Origin of the sequence: Caballeronia terrestris (assembly GCF_001544515.1) — a bacterium.
In the GTDB taxonomy this organism is placed as follows: Bacteria; Pseudomonadota; Gammaproteobacteria; order Burkholderiales; family Burkholderiaceae; genus Caballeronia; species Caballeronia terrestris.
Genome location: NZ_FCOL02000239.1, coordinates 1 through 2,984, shown reverse-complemented (window position 1 = coordinate 2,984; position 2,984 = coordinate 1). Strand labels below are relative to the sequence as shown.

3 protein-coding genes are annotated in these 2,984 nt (G+C 61.2%); 2 read left to right on the top strand and 1 reads right to left on the bottom strand.

Annotated elements, in window-relative coordinates; genetic code table 11:
• Positions 1-219 precede the first annotated feature (219 nt).
• A complete protein-coding gene (locus tag AWB67_RS35890) occupies positions 220-534 on the bottom strand; it encodes a hypothetical protein (protein WP_087660624.1) in 315 nt (104 codons plus the stop codon).
• Positions 535-1,144: 610 nt separating this feature from the next.
• On the opposite strand from AWB67_RS35890, the gene AWB67_RS35885 reads away from it, so the two are divergent.
• Both AWB67_RS35885 and AWB67_RS35880 read left to right on the top strand, forming a co-directional pair.
• Complete coding sequence (locus AWB67_RS35885; RefSeq protein ID WP_087660623.1) at positions 1,145-2,080, top strand: TauD/TfdA dioxygenase family protein; 936 nt, start codon at positions 1,145-1,147, stop codon at positions 2,078-2,080.
• A gap of 14 nt (positions 2,081-2,094) precedes the next feature.
• A partial coding sequence (locus AWB67_RS35880) for an ABC transporter substrate-binding protein (protein WP_087660622.1) occupies positions 2,095-2,984 on the top strand: 890 nt, incomplete at its 3' end.

Genomic DNA, 2,984 nt, shown 5'->3' with positions numbered 1-2,984 from the left:
ACCGGATGCTGCCGAGCGCTCGTCAAACGGCGGTCGCTGCGTAGTTGCAAAACCCATACGCGTGTCAGACCGTCAGCCACTCTGGCTCCGTTCGACTGGCTCCACGTGGAGCTCCAGTACTGCAATGCGCGGCGAGCCGAGCGTCGATGCGAGCGCGGTGTCCCAACCAGACGCGCTCGTCGCGTCCGGAATTGGCCCGGGTCGTGGTCATCGACACGCTCAACGCCAGTAGCCGACTGCGTAGTGACGGCTTGGCCACCCCGGATGTCCCCAGTAACCGACCGCGACTGACGGTGCATAGACTGACACGGGTGCCGCGTAATAGGGAGCTGGCGGCGCATACACCGCGATGGGTGCGACGGGCGCATAGGGAACCACCGGCGCGACCATCGCGACGGGCGGCGCCATCACGACAGGCGCCATAGGCACGACCGGTAAGCCTACGTTCACGCCCACGAAGACATGCGCCTGCGCGGCGCTGACGAGCCCGACGCCGAGCACCGCAGCGGCGACGGCATTACCGATCTTTATCATGATTTTTCTCCTCGAAACCGGGTGCGACGAAAGTGCGCATCGGTTGAAAAGGATTATGGCGGCCGACAATGAGCGAAGAATGAGGACGCGTTCAACCTTGCGTTTCAGCCGGTAGCAAACTGACGAGCGAGCCTTTCATGAGACGGATCATGGATCGTTGGAGAGAGGACACTCTTCGTCGTTATCCGCACCGTCTGAATCGGCAGATGGGCCGCCGTATCGATTTCGCTGAACGCCAGTGGCTTGCGCTACCGCAGCAGCAGATGCTGGGTGCTGGGTGTTGGAGGCTGGGTGCTGAAGTCGTGATCGGTTGACGCGATCGACGCGCGCTTTGGAGCCGTCCGTCGGGATGCATCGAGGCGGGTGATGGATGTGATGTAAGACCGCCAGCCTTTCAGACAGCAGCGAACCTTAAAACATAGCCCACGGCTCGCATCGAGGGAAATGACGCCTCCAGCAAAGCTATCTCCGACAGAACTGGACTGTCTCCATGAGACGCTGACATATGCGATCTCTCGTTGAGCGCATATGTATCGGCGAATTGGTTGGTTGTTGCTGCAGCGCGCGTTTGATTTCATGAGCGACGTCACCGACCAACAGGAGAAACGCCATGAGCGCAGTGCTCGACCAGCCGTCGCCGCAATCCGCCAACCAGCATCAGGAACTTCGCGTCCGGCGCTATAAGCCGCTCATCGGCGCGGTGATCGAAAACGTCGATCTGTCGCAGCCCTTGAGCGAGGACAATCGGAGCGACCTGAATCAGGCGCTCGTCGATCATGGCGTGATCTTTATCCGCGAGCAGACCCTCTCGCCAGCGCAGCACGTTGCGTTAGCGAAAGTTTTCGGCAACCCCATTCGCAAGAACATCTATTTGCCGGCTGTAGCGGAGTACCCGGAAATCGAGGTGATCGCACACAGTGACAAGACTCGCTCGGGCGGCACGGATAACTGGCACGTCGATGTGTCATGGCAACTTCAGCCGCCCAAGGCAACGGTTCTGCATGCGCAGGAGATTCCGGAAGGAGGCGGCGGCGATACCATCTGGACCTCTTCGGCCGCTGCGTACGATCTGCTCGATCCGGACCTTGCCCGCTACTTCGAGAAACTGCGCGCAGTGAACACGTTTCTCGCCTCGCCGAAAAAGAATGCGCTCTCCGATCTGCTCGGTGGATATGAGCTGCCGGAAGGCACGCCGGCTGAATCGGTGGAAGAGGGCCTGGCGCGCGTCCGCGACGCCGCGCAGAAATTCCCGCCGATCGAAGTGCCCGTGATCAAGACCCATCCGGAAAACGGCCGCAAGCTCGTTTTCGTCAACGAGGGACACACGAGCCATCTGCTCGGCGTCTCGAAGACTGCCAGCCAGAGCCTGCTGAACTATCTCTACGACCTCATCAAGACGCCCGAAGTGCAGGCACGTTTCGAGTGGCGCGAAGGCGACGTCGCGATCTGGGACAACCGCCAGGTTCAGCACTACGCGGCACGGGACTATGGCTCGGCACGCCGTCGCATTCACCGTGTGACGCTCGAATACGACGGCGTGTTCTGACCGCAAAGGCCATCATGAATTCACTTTCACTGAACGCTCTACGCCGGACGTCGAGCCTGCTGTTTGCCGGCCTGCTAGCGGTGGCATCGGCGAATCCCGTCGCCGCGCAGACGCCCGAGAAGCTCGAATTGCGTTACCAGGGCTGGGCGAGCAAGGTGCTGCTTCCAGAGCTCGCCGAGGATCTCGGCTATCTGGCGCCGGTCAAGTTGAATTGGGTAGGTAACACGATCAGCGGTCCGCAAGACATTCAGGCAACCGTGACAGGTGACGTGGATTTCGGCGGAGCCTTCAACGGTTCCATCGTGAAGCTCGTTGCCGCGCATGCGCCGGTGAAAGCGGTGATCTCATACGTGGGCGCCGACAAGGAGACAAACGGCGGACTCTTCGTGCTGCAGGGGAGCCCGATCAGGAGCGCGCGTGACCTCGTCGGCCGGAGGATCGGCGTCAACACGCCCGGCGCCTACCAGCAGTATCTGGTGACCACGTATCTGGAGAAGTCCGGTGTATCGAAGGAGGACATCGGAAAGGTGACGTTCGTGCCGGCCCCGCCTGTCAATCTTGCGCAACTGCTCAGGCAGAAGCAGCTCGACGCAATCTTCCTCGAGGACATCATCAAGGACAAGCTGCTTGCCGATGGCGGTGCGGAGCTCATCACGACCGACTACCAGCTCCTCGGCTCGTTCAGCTATGCGAGCTATGTTTTCACCGATCGCTTCATCCAGCAGAACCCGAACACGGTGCGCAAGTTCGTCGACGGCACGGCGCGCGCGATCGAGTGGGCGAGACGTACGCCGCGCGCGGAGGTCGTCGCGCGGTTGCAGAAGATCGTCCAGGCGCGCCATCGCAACGAGGACACGACGATCGTCAATTACTGGAAATCGGTGGGCGTCGGCGGCAAAGGCGG

What these genes read in the sequence shown, in the direction of transcription:
- AWB67_RS35885 (WP_087660623.1), top strand. Translation starts at nt 1,145, where the DNA reads ATGAGCGCAGTGCTCGACCAGCCGTCGCCGCAATCCGCCAACCAGCAT.
- AWB67_RS35890 (WP_087660624.1), bottom strand. Translation starts at nt 534, where the DNA reads ATGATAAAGATCGGTAATGCCGTCGCCGCTGCGGTGCTCGGCGTCGGG.